15 protein-coding genes, 1 tRNA gene and 1 pseudogene are annotated in these 17,758 nt (G+C 74.6%); 6 read left to right on the top strand and 11 right to left on the bottom strand.

From position 1 onward, the window contains the following. Positions 1–94: 94 nt before the first annotated feature. Positions 95–550, bottom strand: a complete 456-nt coding sequence (locus ACFW1A_RS25530) for a GatB/YqeY domain-containing protein (protein WP_380412213.1) — start codon at positions 548–550, stop codon at positions 95–97. A 187-nt stretch (positions 551–737) separates the two neighbouring features. Between ACFW1A_RS25530 and ACFW1A_RS25525 the strand changes: the two genes are divergently transcribed. Further along, positions 738–1,682, top strand: coding sequence for a metallophosphoesterase (locus tag ACFW1A_RS25525; RefSeq protein ID WP_380412210.1), 945 nt, complete (start codon positions 738–740; stop codon positions 1,680–1,682). A gap of 75 nt (positions 1,683–1,757) precedes the next feature. Then, positions 1,758–1,831: transfer RNA gene (locus ACFW1A_RS25520), tRNA-Pro, on the top strand. Positions 1,832–2,034: 203 nt separating this feature from the next. On the opposite strand, the gene ACFW1A_RS25515 is transcribed toward ACFW1A_RS25520, so the two are convergent. After that, entirely contained in the window at positions 2,035–3,183 is a 1,149-nt protein-coding gene (locus ACFW1A_RS25515) for an IS21 family transposase (protein WP_380412207.1), read from the bottom strand. A gap of 525 nt (positions 3,184–3,708) precedes the next feature. Between ACFW1A_RS25515 and ACFW1A_RS25510 the strand changes: the two genes are divergently transcribed. From ACFW1A_RS25510 to ACFW1A_RS25500, 3 genes are all read left to right on the top strand, one after another. Then, positions 3,709–3,987 carry a hypothetical protein gene (locus ACFW1A_RS25510; RefSeq protein WP_380412204.1) on the top strand — a complete coding sequence of 93 codons (279 nt, stop codon included), beginning with the start codon at positions 3,709–3,711 and terminating at the stop codon, positions 3,985–3,987. Then, a complete protein-coding gene (locus ACFW1A_RS25505) occupies positions 3,972–4,607 on the top strand; it encodes a DUF2637 domain-containing protein (protein ID WP_380412201.1) in 636 nt (211 codons plus the stop codon). Before ACFW1A_RS25510 ends, ACFW1A_RS25505 begins: the two co-directional genes overlap by 16 nt. Before the next feature lie 199 nt (positions 4,608–4,806). Further along, on the top strand, positions 4,807–6,465 hold the full coding sequence (locus ACFW1A_RS25500) for an alkaline phosphatase family protein (protein WP_380412197.1): 1,659 nt from the start codon (positions 4,807–4,809) through the stop codon (positions 6,463–6,465). 27 nt (positions 6,466–6,492) lie between these two features. On the opposite strand, the gene ACFW1A_RS25495 is transcribed toward ACFW1A_RS25500, so the two are convergent. Then, the gene (locus ACFW1A_RS25495; RefSeq protein ID WP_380412194.1) at positions 6,493–9,237 is read right to left on the bottom strand and encodes an AAA family ATPase; all 2,745 of its coding nucleotides are present in this window, start codon (positions 9,235–9,237) and stop codon (positions 6,493–6,495) included. A 204-nt stretch (positions 9,238–9,441) separates the two neighbouring features. Between ACFW1A_RS25495 and ACFW1A_RS25490 the strand changes: the two genes are divergently transcribed. Then, positions 9,442–11,250 carry a S9 family peptidase gene (locus ACFW1A_RS25490; protein WP_380412191.1) on the top strand — a complete coding sequence of 603 codons (1,809 nt, stop codon included), beginning with the start codon at positions 9,442–9,444 and terminating at the stop codon, positions 11,248–11,250. An 11-nt stretch (positions 11,251–11,261) separates the two neighbouring features. Here the strand turns inward: ACFW1A_RS25490 and ACFW1A_RS25485 are convergent, their stop codons facing one another. From ACFW1A_RS25485 to ACFW1A_RS25450, 8 genes and pseudogenes are all read right to left on the bottom strand, one after another. After that, positions 11,262–12,047, bottom strand: a complete 786-nt coding sequence (locus ACFW1A_RS25485) for an SURF1 family protein (RefSeq protein ID WP_380412188.1) — start codon at positions 12,045–12,047, stop codon at positions 11,262–11,264. A gap of 44 nt (positions 12,048–12,091) precedes the next feature. Further along, complete coding sequence (locus tag ACFW1A_RS25480; RefSeq protein WP_380412185.1) at positions 12,092–13,189, bottom strand: hypothetical protein; 1,098 nt, start codon at positions 13,187–13,189, stop codon at positions 12,092–12,094. Next, the gene (locus tag ACFW1A_RS25475) at positions 13,182–13,706 is read right to left on the bottom strand and encodes a SigE family RNA polymerase sigma factor (RefSeq protein WP_380412216.1); all 525 of its coding nucleotides are present in this window, start codon (positions 13,704–13,706) and stop codon (positions 13,182–13,184) included. Before ACFW1A_RS25475 ends, ACFW1A_RS25480 begins: the two co-directional genes overlap by 8 nt. A 296-nt stretch (positions 13,707–14,002) precedes the next feature. Next, on the bottom strand, positions 14,003–15,283 hold the full coding sequence (locus ACFW1A_RS25470) for an aspartate kinase (protein WP_380412182.1): 1,281 nt from the start codon (positions 15,281–15,283) through the stop codon (positions 14,003–14,005). 295 nt (positions 15,284–15,578) lie between these two features. Continuing rightward, positions 15,579–16,226, bottom strand: a complete 648-nt coding sequence (locus tag ACFW1A_RS25465) for a DUF5063 domain-containing protein (protein ID WP_380412179.1) — start codon at positions 16,224–16,226, stop codon at positions 15,579–15,581. Then, complete coding sequence (gene recR / locus ACFW1A_RS25460; protein ID WP_380412176.1) at positions 16,219–16,818, bottom strand: recombination mediator RecR; 600 nt, start codon at positions 16,816–16,818, stop codon at positions 16,219–16,221. Before recR ends, ACFW1A_RS25465 begins: the two co-directional genes overlap by 8 nt. Positions 16,819–16,997: 179 nt before the next feature. Beyond that, positions 16,998–17,336: a YbaB/EbfC family nucleoid-associated protein gene (locus tag ACFW1A_RS25455; RefSeq protein WP_380412173.1), complete on the bottom strand. Its 339-nt coding sequence runs from the start codon at positions 17,334–17,336 to the stop codon at positions 16,998–17,000. A 104-nt stretch (positions 17,337–17,440) separates the two neighbouring features. After that, positions 17,441–17,758: pseudogene (locus ACFW1A_RS25450) on the bottom strand (DNA polymerase III subunit gamma and tau); the annotation flags it as partial.

Raw genomic sequence — 17,758 nt, 5'->3', positions numbered from 1 at the left:
ACGCCCGCCACACACTGTCCCCCCGCCCGGGGCCCCGGCCCCGGGGGGGGGTGCCGGGCCGCTGCGTCGTCCGTGCCGGGCGGAAGGCCCGCGGCTACCGGGACAGGGCCGCCTTCACCGCGGCCGCCACCCGGCCGCCCTCGGCCACACCGGCCACCTTCGGCCGGACCAGCTTCATCACGGCGCCCATGCCCTGCGGCCCGGTCGCGCCGCTCTCGGCGACGGCCGCGTCGACGATCGCGGCCAGTTCCTCGTCGCTGAGCTGCTGCGGCAGGTACTCGGCGAGCACCGCGCCCTCGGCCCGCTCCCGCTCGGCCTGATCGGCCCGGCCGGCGCCGTCGAAGGCGTCCGCGGCGTCCCGCCGCTTCTTCGCCTCCCCCTGCAGCACCACGCGGACCTCCTCGTCGGAAAGCTCCCGCTTCTCCTTGCCGGCCACCTCGGCCGCGGTGAGGGCGGCCAGGGTGAGCCGGAGCGTCGACGAGCGCAGCTCGTCCCGAGCCTTGATCGCGGCCGTCAGGTCGTCCCGCAGCCGCTCCTTGAGCGTTGTCATGGCGACGAGTCTGTCACCCGGTGCCGACCGGCGCCGCCCAATATCGCCCTCGACACCCCGGCCCGGCGGCCCCGGGGCGGGCCGCCGCCACCGGGACCGCACGCAGTGCCGGGCGTCCGACCGGCCGTCAGACGGCCGGAGCAGCACCCGGTTCCTCCGGGCCGGACCGGTCTGCGACCATGGACCGATGCGAAAGCTGTACTCCGTCCCGCTCGCCATCGCCGCCACCGGTGCCGCCGGCCTCGCCTACTCCGCCGGCTACGAGGTCCGTGCCTTCCGGCTGCGCCGGGTCGAGATCCCGGTGCTGCCGACCGGCGCCCGGCCGCTGCGCGTCCTGCAGGTCTCGGACATCCACATGGTGACCGGACAGGGGAAGAAGCAGCGCTGGCTGCGGAGTCTGGCCGGGCTGCGCCCGGACCTGGTGGTGAACACCGGCGACAACCTCTCCGACCCGCTCGGCGTGCCGGCCACGCTGGACGCGCTCGGACCGCTGATGGAGTTCCCCGGGGTCTACGTCTTCGGCTCCAACGACTACTACGGCCCCGCCCGCAAGAGCCCGACCCGCTACCTCAAGGCGCTGGCCAGCGGGAACCACGGCCTGAACAACGCCGACGGCAGCGGTCGGGCCGGCATCACCGGCGCGGTCCACAACCCGTGGGAGAAGCTGCGCGACGGCTTCGACGCGGCCGGCTGGCTGGACCTGAACAACACCCGCGGCCGGCTGACCCTGGCCGGGCTGGACGTGGAGTTCACCGGCCTGGACGACCCGCACATCCGCCGCGACCGGTACGCCGCGGTGGCCGGCGGCCCGTCCGCCGACGCGGACCTGTCCGTCGGCGTGGTGCACGCCCCCTACCTGCGCAGCCTGGACGCCTTCACCGCCGACGGCTACCCGCTGGTGCTGGCCGGGCACACACACGGCGGCCAGCTCTGCGTCCCCTTCTACGGCGCCCTGGTCACCAACTGCGACCTGGACGCCAAGCGGGTCAAGGGACTCTCCACCCACCGCGCCGGCGGCAAGGAGTCCTACCTGCACGTCTCGGCCGGCTGCGGCACCAACCGGTACACCCCGGTGCGCTTCGCCTGCTTCCCCGAGGCCACCCTGATGACCCTGACGCCCCGCTCCCGATAACCGGATTTCGTCTCCTGACCGGCGTCGGGTAGAGTTCTACTCGTCGCGAAGGAGACGGAGCGACAAACGCAGGACCGGGGTATAGCGCAGCTTGGTAGCGCGCTTCGTTCGGGACGAAGAGGCCGTGGGTTCAAATCCCGCTACCCCGACCCAGGTCAGAGGCCCTGCCGGAGAGATCCGGCAGGGCCTCTGACGTATGCCCACGTGCCGCGGCGTCAGGTCGGGGCGGGCGGCGCCCGGCGGTCGGGCCGGCCCGCGGCGGTCGGCGCGACCGCGACCGGCCGGCGGTCGGCCCCCGCCACGGGCCCGGACGGCCCGCTGACCCGCCGTCACGCAGCCCGGTGCACCCGCTTCAGCCGTCGCTGTCGTGGGCCGGCTGCCGCGGCGGCGGCACCCGCTCCACCGGACCGACCCGGTCGTCCCGCAGCCCGCAGGCGCTCGGCGGCACGGGCCGGGCGCGCAGCAGCTCCGCCTGGGCCAGCGCCGCCTCGGACGGCGGGCGCGGCGTGTTCCGGCGGCAGGGCGGGAGATCGGGGCGGGCGGTGGTCGGGGTCCGCTCCAGGACGACGGTGGACCTGCTGCGCTCGTCGACCGTCAGCCCGGCACCGGCGGGGGCGAGGGCGTAGCGGGCGATGACGGCGCCGGCCGTCGTCGCGAGGAACAGGTACGACTGGTCGAGGCGCCGGCGGGCCTCCAGCACGGCGCCGGCCAAGTGGCCCGGCACGGCGTAGAGGTTGCCGTCGAAGGGCACCAGGCCGCGGTCGCCGACGGTGCGCCGGGCGCGGACCCAGATCGGGAACGGCACCGGGGGCAGCGCGCGCAGGGTCTCGGCGACCGGGAGCGGTGCGCCGGCGGCACCCGCCGGGTCGGCCGCCGGTCCGGCGTCGTCCATCCGCGCGGCGAGCCGGTCGAGGCTGGCCTGCGCCTCGTGCACGGTGCTGCCGCGCGCCACCTCGCCCCACCAGGACCGGGCCGCCTGCTGGACGCGCTCGGGCGACCGGGACCGGTGGTCGTCCGGCGGGTCGGGTTCGATGCGCGCGCCGTAGTACCTGGCCACCTGCCGCAGCGCCGACGTGGGCCGGTTGCTCCCGCCGCGGCAGGCGGCGGGCATCCGGTCGAGGCACCAGCACTCGGCCGTGCCGCCCAGCCGTCGCAGCACCCGGTCCATGGCCTCGACGATCCGCGGCAGGTCCGCACCCTCCGCCAGCACGCCGCGCCAGCGGCCGGAGCGCCCGACCGACCCCAGCAGCAGGTGGGCCTGGGCGCCGCGGCCCCAGTGCGCGGGCGGGTCGGGCAGCGTCAGCCAGTCGAACCGGATCGGCTCGGCACCGGGCGGCGCGGTCCGGCCGCCGCCGGTCGGCCGGACCCCCTGGCACTGCCGGCAGGGCGGCCGGAGCCGGTGCTTGCGCAACGCGCGGGTGAAGGTCGAGTAGCTCCGCGCGTAGCCGAGGCCGGCGATCTCGGTGAACAGGACGGTCCCGGACAGGTGCGGGTCCTCCACCAGGCGCTGGCGGCAGTACGGCAGGAACGGGAGAAAGCCGTCCCGGTAAGGACTTCGGATTCCCGGACTCCGCTTTCCGGTGAGGTACGATCTCAGCGTCTTCCGATCGCGCCCGAGGTGTCTGGAAATCCTCACCAGGGACCATCCCCGCCGATGGAGCCCGAGCGCCTCAAGATATTCTTCCCAGCTGAGCAAGAGACCTCCCCGTGGTCGGTGCCGGATTCTCCGCAGCCTGATCGCATATGCCAAAGGCAAGTGGGAAATATAGCACGCCATCCGGAAGATCGAAGAGCAGAAACGGTTCGCCCCACCTGCCCCGATGGGGAATTTCGTTAAGCACGCCCGATACGGAATATGGGACTACCCGGCGCCGCCGGGAATTTCCGGCGGCGCGGTCCGGCATTCTCCGGAACACCCACCCCCCGCGCCACCCCTGGGTAATTTCAGGAGCGCCCAGGGTATCCAATATTGAACGAAACCCGGGGCAGCCAGAAACCGGCTCGCCGCTCCTTCGTTTGATGAACCGTGATCTCAACCTGTCACCCGAATGCCCCGTCACCGCCCGCCCGGGAGCCGGTCACCACGGTCGGGGGCTGGCTCTTCGTCCCCGACCGCCGCAATCCCGCGGGCGACGTGCACACCGGCTACCTGGCCTGCAACGGCCGGCGGGTCGTGCTGCGGCACACCTCGCGCCTGCTGGCCGACTTCCTGCGTCAGATCCGCCAACTGGAGGGCGAGTTCACCGCCCGGATCGAGCCGCAGCCGAACGACCGGGCGGGGGGCGCGCGATGTACGACGGGATGACCGACCCGCTCGGGCTGTACCGGGTCGACACCTCCTGGGCGGTCGACGAGGACCCATGGCCCGCACCGCACCCGCCGCACCCGCCCCGCGCCCCGCTCGACCGGCCGGACCCGGCCCGGGACGCCCCGGCCCGGCCGGCGCCGGCGGCCTCCCGGCACCGGCGGCGGTCCCGGTTCACCGCGCCGCCCTGGCCCGCCCTGGTCAGCTCGATGTTCGGCGCACTGACCGCGGTGACGGTCACCGCGGTCTGCGCGCTCGGCTGGGCGCTCTCCTACGACCCGCTGCGGGACCTGGCCCTCTCCCGGGTGCCGCGCGGACTGTCGCAGCTGTGGCCGGTGGTGGTCTACGGACCGTGGCTCGCGGGCTGCCTGTCGGTCCTGCGGGCCGCCCTGCACGGCCGCCCGCCGGTCCACTCCTGGGTCGTGGTGGTGGTCTTCTCCAGCCTGGCGACCGGCCTGTGCGTGGCGGACGTCTCCTGGACGGTCGCCAGCGTCGTGGTCGCCGGGCTGCCCCCGCTGACGGCGGTCGTCTCGCTCCACCAGCTGGTCCGCCAGCTCACCGCCGCCCGGAGCGCGCGACCGTGCGCGGGCCACACCGCGACGCACCGGGCGTCGCGCTGAGCGGTCGAACGTGTCCGCGAAGATGTCTGTACAGCCTTGCACGAGGCCGGAATTGGGCTGACGCACAGTCAGATTAAAATAGTTGCGCAACCGCTGACGCTTCGCCGAGGGTTCATCCGCCCGTCCTCCCCGGTACACCGGCGGCAACTACTCATGTCGCGAGCAATTCACTGCTCGTGTCATGAGTACAGGAGAAGACGTGACCCGACGCTCCGTCCGCCTCGCCGCCGTCCTCAGCGCCACCGGACTGCTGGCCGCCGGCTCGCTCGCCCAGGCCTACGCCGCCGACAACGACTTCGCGGGCCGCCAGCACGGCGCGGCCAAGCACGTGCTGCTGATCTCGGTCGACGGCCTGCACCAGTCGGACCTGAGCTGGTACATCGCCCAGCACCCGCAGTCGGCGCTGGCCCGCCTGGTCGGCGGCGGCGTCGAGTACACCGACGCCAGGACCACCAACCCCTCGGACTCGTTCCCGGGCATGGTCGCCCAGGTCACCGGCGGCGGCCCCGGCACCACCGGCGTCTACTACGACGACAGCTACAACGCCGCGCTGCTGCCCGCCGGCACCACCGACTGCAAGGGTGCCAAGCCCGGCGTCGAGGTCGACTTCACCGAGGACCTGGACAAGAACCAGGCCTCGATCGACGCGGGCCAGGGCCTGACCGGCCTGCCCGGCTCGATCCTGCAGATGACGGGGCGGCCGCAGACCCTGCTGAACCCGGCCAAGCTCCCGGTCGACCCGCGCACCTGCCAGCCGGTCTCCCCGCACAGCTACCTGCAGACCAACACCGTCTTCGAGGTGGCCCACCAGGCCGGCCTGCGCACCGCGTGGTCGGACAAGCACGCCGCCTACGACATCCTCAACGGCCCGTCGGGCCAGGGGATCGACGACCTGTTCACGCCGGAGATCAACTCCGACGCGATCGGCTACCCGGCCGGTGACGACTGGACCAAGGACAACAAGGCCACCCAGCAGTACGACAGCTACAAGGTGCAGGCCGTCCTCAACGAGATCGACGGCTACGACCACGCCCGGACCACCCGCACCGGCACCCCGGCCATCCTCGGCCTGAACCTGCAGTCCGTCTCCACCGCGCAGAAGCTGCCCGCGTCGGACGGCGAGACCGGCGGCTACGTCGCCAAGGACGTGCCGAGCCCGCTGCTGGCCGGCGCGCTGGACTACGTGAACCAGCAGGTCGGCGCGCTCACCGCCGAGCTGCGCAAGGAGCACCTGGACCGGAGCACCACGGTGATCCTGTCGGCCAAGCACGGCCAGTCGCCCACCGACCCGCAGGCGCTCACCCGGATCGACGACGGCCCGCTGCTGGACGGCCTGAACGCCGCCTGGAAGAAGGCCCACCCGGGCGCCGGCGACCTGGTCGCGCACGCGGTGGACGACGACGCGGTGCTGCTCTGGCTGAACGACCGGTCCGCCGCCGCGACCGAGTTCGCCAAGAACTACCTGCTGGCCCAGAACGGCACCGGCAACGACATCAAGGGCGCGCCGAAGGCCTTCACCGCCGCCGGCCTGAGCAAGGTCTACGCCGGTGCGGCCGCGGCCGGCTTCTTCGGCGTCAAGCCGGGCGACGCCCGGGTGCCGGACGTCTTCGGCGTCGCGCAGTACGGCGTGGTGTACACCGGCGGGCACGGCAAGGTGGCCGAGCACGGCGGCGGCCACGCGGACGACCTGGACGTGCCGCTGGTCGTCTCCGGCGCCGGCACCCCGGACCACGTGCGCGACTCCGCCCCGGTCGAGACCAAGCAGATCGCGCCCACCATCCTGAAGCTGCTGGGCCTGAACCCGCAGCAGCTGCAGGCGGTCCGCGCCGAGCACACCCAGGTGCTGCCGGTCCGCTGACCCCGGTGCGCCGCCCGGCCGGGCCGGTCAGCCGACCAGCCCGGCCAGTTCGCCGCGCGAGGAGATGCCCAGCTTCGGATAGGCCTTGTACAGGTGGTGCCCCACCGTGCGCGGGCTGAGGAAGAGCTGGGCGGCGATCTCCCGGTTGGACAGCCCGCGGGCCGCCAGCCGGGCGATCTGCTCCTCCTGCGGGGTCAGCCCCGCCAGCGGCCCGGCGGCCTGCGCCACCGGCACCGCGTCACCGGCCGCCGCCAGCTCGGTGCGGGCCCGCTCGGCCCAGGGCGCGGCGCCGAGCCGCTCGAAGACCTCCAGCGCCGACCGCAGTCGGGCCCGGGCCTCGGTGCGCCGCTTGCCGCGCCGCAGCCACTCGCCGAACAGCAGCTCGGTGCGGGCCAGCTCGAACGGCCGGTCGACCTGCCGGTGCAGCTCCAGTGCGGCCAGGTAGCCCGACTCGGCCAGCTCCGGCGGGCCCAGCAGGGCCTGGCAGCGCAGCACCAGGGCCCGGCTCCAGGCCGGTCCGCCGGACCGCTCGGTCCACCGCGCGAACCGCTCGAAGGCCTCCTCGGCCCGCTCCGGCCGGCCCAGCCGCACCGCGGCCTCGACCAGGTCGGGCACCGTGCGCACCGCCGACACGTGGTGCCGGTGCGGTCCGGCGGTGTGCGCGGCCAGCCGGTCCACCACCTCGGCCGCCCGCCCCTGCGCCAGGTCGTGCGCGGCCAGCGCCCACTGCGACCAGGAGCTGCCGGCCGCCCAGCGGGCGCCGCGGGCCCAGGTGCTCTCCGCGGTGGCCTCGGCCACCCGGCGACCGACCCGCCCGGCGTCGCCGCAGAGCGCGGCCAGGTAGGCGTCGAAGGCGGCCAACTGGCTCTCCCACTGCGGTTGACCGAGGTCCCGGGCCAGCCCCAGCCCCTCGGCGGCGGCCAGTTCGGCCGCCCGGTGCCGGCCGTGGAACAACTCGGCCTCGGCCAGGAAGAAGAGCAGCGTGGGCAGCGAGCCCACCGCGCCCGCCGCGCGCGCCTCGGCGACCAGGTCCACCGCCAGGGCCAGGGTCTGCTCGTCGCGCCCGTCCACCAGGCCCGCCCCGCACAACTGCACCAGGTCGCGCGGGGACTGGGCCCCCGCCGCCCGGGCCGACCGGGCCGCCCCCGCCAGCGGGCCCGGTCGCGGACCGGTCCACGGACCGCTCAGCGCCGGCCGCGCCGCCGCGGTCAGCTGCGCCACCAGCGGCACCACCGCGTCCCCGGCGGGCAGCCGGAGCGCGGCCAGCCGGTCCAGCACCTCGGCCACCTGCTCCTCGCCCAGGTACCAGGCGGCGTGGAAGCCCAGCAGCAGCGCCCGCGCGACCAGCTCCGGCTCGATCCCGCGCCCGGCGGCCAGCAGCAGCAGCCGGTACGCCTCGGGGCAGTCGCCGCGCCAGAACGCGGCGGTGGCCCGGACCCAGTCCAGCACCGCCCGCTGCACCGGCTCCTCGACCGAGTCGGCGGCCCGCTCGGCCAGGTCGGCGGCCCGGTCGGCCTGGGCGGCGTCCAGCGCGGCCTCGGCGGCGAGCAGCAGCCGGGCGGCCCGCCCGGCCCGGTCCGGCGAGAGCGCGGCGGCCCGCTCGTAGGCGGCGCAGGCCCCCGCGTGGCCGGCCCGGGCGGTGGCCCGCCGACCGGCCAGTTCCAGGGCCCTGGCCAGCTCCTCGTCCGGCCCGTCCGCCGCCAGCGCCAAGTGCCGGTCGCCCCGCTCCCGGTCGCCGTCGGCCCGCAGCAGCGCGCCCAGCACCCGGTGCACCGCGCGCACCCGCTCCGGCCCGGCCTGGTCCAGCACCGCCCGGCGCAGCAGCGGGTGACGGAACGCCAGCCGCCCGCGGCCGTCCCGGCGCAGCACGCCGGACCGCTCGGCAGCGGCGGCCTCGGCGGGATCGGCGCCCAGCTCGGCGGCGGCCCGCTGCACCGTCCCCGGCTCGCCGCGCTCCTCGGCGGCGGCCGCCAGCAGCAGCGTCCGGGCCCCGGCCGGCAGTTGGTCCAGCTGTCCGAGCAGGGCCCGGCGCAGCCGCTCGGTCATCGCCAGCTCACCGACCGGGCCGGACAGGTCCAGCGCGGCCGGCAGTTCGGTCAGCGCCAGCGGGTTGCCCTGCGCCTCGGCCAGCACCCGGTAGCGCAGTCCGGCCCGCTCCGGTCCGGCCAGCCGCTCGCCGAGCAGTTCGGCGGCCGCGGCGGGCTCCAGCGGCGCCGGGCGCAGCTCGTCCAGCCCGGCCGCGGCGAAGCCGTGCTCACCGTCGCGGGCCGCGAAGAGCAGCACCACGCCCTCGCGGTCCAGCCGCCGGGCGGCCAGCAGCAGCGCGTCCGCCGAGGACCGGTCCAGCCAGTGCGCGTCGTCCACCAGGCACAGCAGCGGCCGCTCCAGCGCGAGTTCGGCCAGCAGCCCGAGCACCGCGAGCCCGGCCAGCAGCCGGTCGGCGGAGCCGCCCGCCGCCCCCGGCGCCGGCTCGGCCAGGCCGAAGGCCGCCTCCAGTGCCCGCCGCTGCGGCCCCGGCAGCGCCGGCAGCTTCGCCAGCGCGGGCGCGAGCAGCAGGTGCAGCCCGGCGAACGGCAGGTCCGCCTCGGACTCCACCCCGCCCGCACGCAGCACCCGGAACCGCCCGCCCGCCCGCGCGGCCGCCTCCTCCAGCAGCGCGCTCTTGCCGATCCCCGGCTCCCCGCGCAGCACCAGCACCCCGCTGCGCCCCTCGACCGCCCGCTCCAGCAGCGCCGCCACGGCCGCCTGCTCCCGTGCCCTCCCGTACAGCATGGGTCGACCCTACCGAGGGCACGGGCGGACCGGTCCGGCGGACCGGCGGGCGACCTGACGGACCATCAGCCCCAGGGTGCGGGTCCGCGGCACGCCGACCCGCTGGTGGCGGCGGTCGGAGCCGGCTCCCGGACGCCGCCGCCCGGGGGCCGGCTCCCCCACCCCCCTGACGCAGTGCCTGCGATCCGTGCCAAAGTGACTCGGATGAGTAGCGAGAAGAACGACGTGCCCGCCTGGGAGCAGCGGTTCCGGGCCGCGAGGGTGTCCCTGCCGGACTGGGCGGACGACGCTCCCGAGCGTTCGCTGTACGTCTCCAACGCGACCGGCACCTTCGAGGTGTACGCCTGGGACCGGACCACCGGCACGCACCGCCGGGTGACCGACCGCCCCCACGGCACCACCGACGCGGCCCTGTCCCCCGACGGCGCCTGGGTCTGGTGGTTCGACGACACCGACGGCGACGAGTTCGGCGTCTGGCGCCGCCAGCCGTTCGCCGGCGGGCCGGACGAGGAGGCCGTGCCCGGCCTGGCCCCGTCCTACGAGGCGGGCCTGGCGCTCGGCCGGGACGGCACCGTGGTGGTCGGCCGCTCGACCGACGAGGACGGCACCACCCTCCACCTGCTGCGCCCCGGCGCCGCGGCCCCCGAGGAGATCTACCGGCACGCCGAGTACGGCGGGGTCGGCGACCTCTCGCACGACAGCACCCTGCTGGCCGTCGACCACACCGAGCACGGCGACGCGATGCACTCGGCGATCCGGGTGCTGCGCACCGCGGACGGCGGCACGGTGGCCGAGCTGGACGAGGTGACCGGGCACGACGAGCCGCGCGGGCTGGCCTGCCTGGGCTTCGCGCCGGTGCCGGGCGACAACCGGCTGCTCGTCGCCCACCAGCGCCGCGGCCGCTGGGAGCCGATGGTCTGGGACCCGCTGACCGGCGCCGAGACCGAGCTGGTGCTGCGCACCGAGCAGGGCCTGCCGCTGCCCGGCGACGTCTCCGCCCAGTGGCGGCCGGACGCCGCCGCCCTGTTGGTGGAGCACGAGTTCGAGGCGCGCAGCGAGCTCTACTCCTACGACCTGGCGAGCGGCGTGCTGTCCCGGCTGGACACCCCGCGCGGCACCGTGGCCGGCGCCACCGCCCGCCCGGACGGCTCGGTGGAGTACCTGTGGTCGTCGGCCGCCGAGCCCTCCGCGGTCCGCTCGACGGCCGGCGGCGTGGTGCTGCGGGCACCGGGCACGGTGCCGCCCGGCTCGGTCCCGGTGGAGGACGTCTGGGTGGACGGCCCGGGCGGCCGGGTGCACGCGCTGGTGCAGCGCCCGGCGGGCGAGGGACCGTTCCCGACCGTCTTCGAGGTGCACGGCGGCCCGACCCACCACGACAGCGACTCCTTCGCGGCCGGGCCGGCCGCCTGGCTGGACCACGGCTTCGCGGTGGTCCGGGTCAACTACCGCGGTTCCACCGGCTACGGGCAGGCCTGGACCGACGCGCTGCGCGAGCGGGTCGGCCTGATCGAGCTGGAGGACATCGGCGCGGTGCGCGCCTGGGCGGTGGCCGCCGGACTGGCCGACCCGGAGCGGCTGGTGCTCTCCGGCGGCTCCTGGGGCGGCTACCTCACCCTGCTGGGGCTGGGCGTGCAGCCCGGGGACTGGACGCTGGGCCTGGCCGCGGTGCCGGTGGCCGACTACCTGACCGCCTACGCCGACGAGATGGAGGCGCTCAAGTCGCTGGACCGCACCCTCTTCGGCGGCACCCCCGAGGAGGTGCCGGAGCGCTGGCAGGCCTCCTCGCCGCTGACCTACGTGGACCGGGTGCGGGTACCGGTCTACATCAGCGCCGGGGTGAACGACCCGCGCTGCCCGATCCGGCAGATCGAGAACTACGTGGCCCGGCTGGAGGAGCTCAAGGTCCCGCACGAGGTGTACCGGTACGACGCCGGGCACGGCTCACTGGTGGTGGAGGAGCGGATCAAGCAGCTGCGGCTGGAGATCGACTTCGCCCGGCGGCACCTGGGCTGAGCCGGCCCGGGTCAGCCGGCGGCCGGGGCCGGGTCCAGACCCAGGGCCCGGTCCTGCGCCGCCTCCGCCTCGCGGCGGGCCAGCCGGAACCACATGAAGCCGACGAAGCCGGCGAAGACGAACCACTCCAGGGTGTAGCCGAGGTTCTGGAAGGCCCGGGCGGTCAGCCCGTCGCCGCCGTCCGGCTGCGCGGTGGGGACCGCGGTCAGTCCGGCGGGCACGTCGTCGGCGGCCACCCAGCCGTCGTACACCGGGTACGGCAGCAGGTTGACCAGGGTGGCCGGGCTGATCGTGCCCAGTTGCCCGACCGGCAGGCCGCCGGCCACCGCGCCGTTGCTGCCGCTGGTCTCCGGGGCCTGCAGCCGACCGGTCAGGGTGACCTGGCCGGCGGGTGCGGCGGGCGGCCGCGCACCGCTCGCGCTGCCGGGCGCCCAGCCGCGCACCACGCTCACCGCGCGGCCGTCGGCGGTGCGCAGCGGGGTGAGCACGTAGTAGCCGGAGCGGCCGTCCACGGTGCGCTCCGGCACCAGCAGCTGGTGCGCCGGGTCGTAGCTGCCCGTCACGGTCACCGGCCGGCCGACCGTCACCGTGCTGACCACCGCGCCGGGGCCGGCCAGCACCGAGTCCAGGGCCACCGGCGCGCCGCCCGGCGCCGCCTTGGCGCCGGTGTGGTGGCTGCCCACCCGGGCCTCGAACCGACCCAGCTGCCAGGAGCCCAGCCAGAGGCAGCAGGCGATGGCGGCCAGCGCGAGCACGGTGGAGCCGAGCCAGCGCGGAGTCAGGAGGAATCGGTACACAGCACCACGGTAACCACCCGCGCCGAGCGCCCTTCCCCGGGGGGCTACTGCCCCACCAGTGGCGGGTCGACGTACACCTTGCCGACCGGGCAGGTGTTGCCGACCGTGTAGCTGCCCACCGACGGGCCGGTGTAGAGCGGGCGGTGGCTCAGGGTGATGGTGGTGGTCGGCAGCGGGCTCGGGGACGGGCTGGACGGCGGGGACGACGGGCTGGCGCCGCCGGTGGTGGCCGGATCGGGCGAGGCCGCGGCGCTGGCGGCCGGGCTGGCCGTGCTCCGCGGGCTGGGCGCGGCGGCCGTGCAGTTCTGGTCCGGGACCCAGACCCAGGGCAGCTGGTAACGGCTACCCGCCGGCATCAGCCTGGGCAGCGGGGAGATCGCGACCGGGTTCGGGATCAGGCTGCCCGGGTCGCCCGCCACGTGGGCGACCACCTGGATCGAGGAGCCGGTGCCGGACGACGCGTAGACGTCGCCCGCCTCGATCAACACGCACGGGTGACCGGAACCGTTCAGCACGTTGATCACCCCGGACACCCGGCCCGCCGGGTCCGGCGCCACCGCGGTGGTACCGCTGTCCACGAGGTCGCCGCGGCCGCAGTCCGGCACCGCGGTGGGCGAGGGCAGCATGCTGGGCGGGACCGACCCGGACGGGAGGGCACTGGCCGCGGTGGGCGAACTGCTCGCACCGGCGCTGCCGGAGGAGGTGCTGCCCGGCTGGGCCTGCCCCGGCCCCGGCACCGGCGCCGCCGGCTCCCTGCTCGGCGACTGCGCGCTGCCGGTGCCCGAGCCGGTGCTGCTGAGCGCCGGGACCGGCCCGGTGCTGGTGGTGCCGTCGGAGAGCTGGAAGGCGCCCAGGCCGTTCAACGTGGGCAGCCCCACCGCGCACAGCAGGGTGACCGCCGCCGCCCCGGCCCGCACCCGCCGCCGCTGGGCCCGTCTGGCCGGCACCGCCCGCTGCAGCCGCGGCAGCGCGTCGGTGACCGGCTGCACGCCCGCCACCGCGCGGTTCAGCATCGCGCGCAGCGCCTGCTCCTCGCCCCAGCTGGGCTCGGGGGCGGCGGGGGTCGGCTCGATCCAGAGCGAGTCGTCCGGCCCGTCGGGCCGGCCGGGTGACGTCCCGTCCGGTCGGCGGTACTCAGTCATTGCCGCTCTCCATCAGCACCCGCAGGGCCGCCAGGCCGCGCGAGCCGTAGGCCTTCACCGCGCCGACCGAGATCCCGAGCAGTTCGGCAACCTGAGCCTCCGTCATATCGGCGTAGTAACGCAGCACCAGCACCTCACGTTGACGCCGCTGCAGGCTCTGCAGAGCCGTCTTCAGTTGGTCGCGCTCCAGAGCATCGTAGGCGCCCTCCTCCGCACTGGCCATGTCAGGCATGGGCTTGGGCAGCAGGCGCAGCCCGAGGATGCGCCGACGCAGCGTGCTGCGCGACAGGTTAACCACGGTCTGCCGCAGGTACGCCAGGATCTTCTCCGGTTCGCGCACCCGCCGCCGGGCCGAGTGCACCCGGATGAACGCCTCCTGCACCACGTCCTCGCAGCTCGACAGGTCGTCGAGGAGCAGTGCGGCCAGCCGCAGCAGGGCACGGTAGTGCGCCTGGTAGGTCGTGGTCAGCAGGTCGACGCTGGCACCCGCCGAAGTATCAGTCGCCGAAGTGGTCATCTGTGGTTCAGCGGCCGCTCGCCGAACGCGCGTCGGCGCTGCCACCGCCACCGCATGCACCACCGCCAGGTCTGTCACGCCCGTTGGACACTTGATCCCCCCTCAGGGTTGCCCCACCTGGCCCACATTCTTCCGCACGCGACGGAGCCCCCTCCACTGGAAGGGGGCTCCGGACGGAAATCATTCGGTTTGGTGCTCGGTATCCGTACCGATCGGTCGTCGGACGGTCGCTTCCGCAGCGGCCGGTCCGGCGGTCCGGACGGCGGGCGGACCCGGCGGCGGGGTCGGCAGCGGGGTCAGCGGCCGGTCCCGCCGTAGACCACGGCCTCGTCGGTGTCGCTGTCCAGGCCGAAGGCGCTGTGCACGGCGCGCACCGCCTCCGGGATGTCCTCGGCCCGGGTGACCACCGAGATCCGGATCTCCGAGGTGGAGATCAGCTCGATGTTGACGCCGGCCTCGGCCAGCGCCTCGAAGAAGGTCGCGGTGACCCCGGGGTTGGACTTCATGCCGGCGCCGACCAGCGAGAGCTTGCCGATCGCGTCGTCGTAGCGCAGCGACTCGTAGCCGATGCCCTCCTTGACCCGGCCCAGCGCGTCGATGGCCTTCTGGCCCTCGGTCTTGGGCAGGGTGAAGGAGATGTCGGTCAGACCGGTGGCGGCGGCCGAGACGTTCTGCACCACCATGTCGATGTTGACCTCGGCGTCCGCGATCGCCCGGAAGATCCGCGCGGCCTCGCCCGGCTTGTCGGGCACGCCGACGACCGTGACCTTCGCCTCGGACGTGTCGTGGGCGACTCCGGAGATGATGGCCTGCTCCATCTCGCCCCCTTCGGGCTTGTTCGGGTTGGTGTTGCTGACGATGGTCCCCGGCAGACCGGAGAACGACGATCGTACGTGGATCGGGATGCTGTAGCGCCGCGCGTACTCCACACAGCGGTCCAGCAGCACCTTGGAGCCCGAGGAGGCCAGCTCCAGCATGTCCTCGTAGGCGATCCAGTCGATCTTGCGGGCCTTCTTGACCACCCGCGGGTCGGCGGTGAACACGCCGTCCACGTCGGTGTAGATCTCGCAGACCTCGGCCTTCAGCGCGGCGGCGAGCGCCACCGCGGTAGTGTCCGAGCCGCCCCGGCCCAGGGTGGTGATGTCCTTGCTCACCTGGGAGACGCCCTGGAAGCCCGCCACGATCGCGATGTTGCCCTCGTCCAGCGCGGAGCGGATCCGGCCGGGCGTGACGTCGATGATGCGCGCCTTGTTGTGGACCTGGTCGGTGATCACACCGGCCTGGCTGCCCGTGAAGGACTGGGCCTCGTGTCCCAGGGATTTGATCGCCATCGCCAGCAGGGCCATGGAGATCCGCTCTCCAGCGGTCAGCAGCATGTCGAACTCGCGGCCGGCAGGAATCGGGGAAACCTGCTCGGCGAGTTCGATGAGCTCGTCCGTCGTGTCGCCCATCGCGGACACCACGACGACGACCTCATGGCCGGCCTTCTTGGTGTCGACAATTCGACGGGCTACGCGCTTGATGCCCTCGGCATCCGCAACGGATGAGCCGCCGTACTTCTGCACGACAAGGCCCACGTGCGCTCCTCGACTGAGTCGTGTTCGGGGGGTGGTGCCCGGCGCGGGGTGGCGCCGTCCGGTCCCCCGGACCCCCATGGGTATGGGGGTTGCGGTCGCCGGTCAGTCTACCGAGCAGGGACCGCCCGTCTGCCGTAGTTCATATGATGAGACTGCAATATCGAGTTCTGAACGGCCGCTCCGCGCAGGTCTGCGGGCGGGTGCGACCGGGCACGAAAGGAATTTCGCCCAGGGGGGTGGCACGGGCTCGGAATTTGCCGGGAAAGATTTTTTCGGATTCCGCCCGGCCCGGGGTTCACAGACCCAGTTCCGCCGCCATCAGGTCGCCCGCCTGCTCCGCCAGCTGCTCGTCGGTGAGCCCGTCGTCGTCGGTGTCCGCGCCGTCCGGCACCGCGCCGATCGGGCTGTCCATCCGCACGTGGGCGATCAGCGACTGCAGCGCGCGCAGCACCGCGGTGCAGGTCGAGCCCCAGCTGGAGAGGTAGGAGTACTGCCACCACCAGAGCGCCTCGCTGATCCGGCCCTCCTCGTAGTGGGTCAGGCCGTGCCGCAGGTCGCTCACCACACCGGCCAGGTCGTCCGAGATCCGGAAGGCGCTCGGCTTCTCCGGCGGGCCGTACGGGTCGAAGACCTCGTGGTAGACGTCGATCGGGGCGAGCAGCTCGGCCAGGTGCTCGCGCAGCTCGACGCCGTCCGGCTCCGGGCCGGCGTCCGGCTCGAACCGGTCCTCCGGGAGCACGTCCTCGACCGCGCCGAGCCGGCCGCCGGCCAGCAGCAGCTGGGAGACCTCCAGGAGCAGCAGCGAGATCGCACTGCCCGGCTCGTCACCCCTGGCGATCTCGGTCACGGCGACCACGAAGCTCTTCACCGAATCCGCGATCTGCACCGCGAAGTCGTCCGGCTCCTGGCTGTGCACCGCCTGGTGCGCGCTGTTCTCAGACATCGAGCAGTCGTCTCCCTTCGAAGGCCCGGCCGAGGGTGACCTCGTCGGCGTACTCAAGGTCCCCGCCGACCGGCAGCCCGCTCGCCAGTCGGGTCACCTTCAGGCCCATCGGCTTGCACAGCCGGGCCAGGTAGGTGGCGGTCGCCTCCCCCTCCAGGTTGGGGTCTGTGGCCAGGATCAGCTCGCCGACGCTGCCGTCGGCCAACCGGGCCAGCAGCTCCCGGATGCGCAGATCGTCCGGCCCGACGCCCTCGATCGGACTGATCGCCCCGCCCAGCACGTGGTAGCGGCCGCGGAACTCGCGGGTCCGCTCGATCGCCACCACGTCCTTGGACTCCTCGACCACGCAGATCACCGAGAGGTCGCGGCGCGGGTCCAGGCAGACCCGGCACCGCTCGGCCTCCGCGACGTTGCCGCAGACCGTGCAGAACCGGACCTTCTCCTTGACCTCCAGCAGCGCGTGCGCGAGCCGGCGGACGTCCACCGGATCGGACTGCAGGATGTGGAAGGCGATCCGCTGGGCGCTCTTGGGCCCGACGCCGGGCAGCCTGCCCAGTTCGTCGATCAGGTCCTGAACCACGCCCTCGTACACCGCTCTGCCTTCCTCGTCGCGCCGTGCGCGCTGGTCGTCGCTTCGCCCTCATCATCCAACGAACCGGGCCCCGGGCACAGCTCCCGGCCTGCTGTTGTCCGCAAACGTTCAGGGTTGATCTTTTGGCGTTCGCCTGCCGGTCCGGGGGCCGGGTGCGCCGGCCCCCGTCGGGCGGAGCGTCAGAACGGCAGCCCGGGGATCCCGCCGCCCAGGCCCTGGGTCAGCGGGCCCATCCGCTCGGCCTGCAGCTTCTGGGCGGCGGCGCCGGCGTCGCGGACCGCGGCCAGCACCAGGTCGGCCAGCGTCTCGGTGTCCTCCGGGTCGACCGCGGCCGGCGCGATGGTGAGTGCGGTCAGCTCGCCGTTGCCGCTCACCGTCGCCTCGACCAGGCCGCCGCCGGCGGTGCCGGTCAGGCGGGCCGCGGCCAGCTCCTGCTGGGCCTTGGCGAGGTCTTCCTGCATCTTCTGCGCCTGCTTGAGCAGGGCCTGCATGTTGGGCTGGCCGCCACCAGGGAACACGGTCACTCCTGACTGGAAATCTGCGGTGCCGTCCCGGCCGGTGCCGGGCTGACTGCCTGTCGACTCTCGACGACGGGTCGAGCCTACGTCCTGCCGACGCCTGCTCAGCCGCCGTGCTGGATCTCCTCCAGCACCGTGGCGCCGAGCTCACGCATGATCAGTTCCTCGGCGGAGGCGCCCTGGGGCTGCGGCGGGGCCGGGACGTCGTCGTACAGGTCCTCCGGCGGGTAGTCGTCGTCCGGCTCCATCGGCGGCGGCCCGGCGGGGGCCGACGGGCGGCCCGCCGACGGCTGCGGGGCCGCCGGGCCGGGCTGGGCGGACGGGGCGAACTGCGCGGCCGGCGGCGGGTAGCCGGTGGGCTGCGCGGCGGCGGGCGGCTGCTGGGGCGCGGCGGCCGGCGCGGGCCCGGGCTGGTGCCCGCC

The sequence above is a fragment of the Kitasatospora sp. NPDC058965 genome, from assembly GCF_042741245.1.
Taxonomy (GTDB): domain Bacteria; phylum Actinomycetota; class Actinomycetes; order Streptomycetales; family Streptomycetaceae; genus Kitasatospora.
Note: the sequence above shows the minus strand (reverse complement) of the source record. Positions and strands in the feature narration are given on the sequence as shown.